The 246-nt window shown below is 72.4% G+C and carries 1 protein-coding gene; it reads right to left on the bottom strand.

Translation table 11 applies throughout. From position 1 onward, the window contains the following. Window positions 1-246: adenine phosphoribosyltransferase (locus HKX41_12835; protein NNC25021.1), on the bottom strand; the 246-nt coding region annotated here is incomplete at both ends.

The raw sequence follows: 246 nt of genomic DNA, 5'->3' as shown, positions 1-246 counted from the left end.
CTCGATCAGCACGCTGGCGCCGACCAGCACCGCGTCCAGCCGTTCGACCAGTTCGCGCGCCGCCGCCAGGGTGCCGCCGGTGGCCAGCACGTCGTCGACGATCAAGGTGCGCTCGCCGGGCTTGAGCGCGTCGCTGCGCGCCTGCAAGGCATCGCGGCCGTATTCCAGCTCGTACTCCACCGTCACCAGCGGCGGCGGCAGCTTGCCCGGCTTGCGCAGCGGCACGAAGCCGGCGTGCAGCTTCTG

The organism is Salifodinibacter halophilus (genome assembly GCA_012999515.1).
GTDB lineage: Bacteria > Pseudomonadota > Gammaproteobacteria > Nevskiales > Salinisphaeraceae > Salifodinibacter > Salifodinibacter halophilus.
Note: the sequence above shows the minus strand (reverse complement) of the source record. Positions and strands in the feature narration are given on the sequence as shown.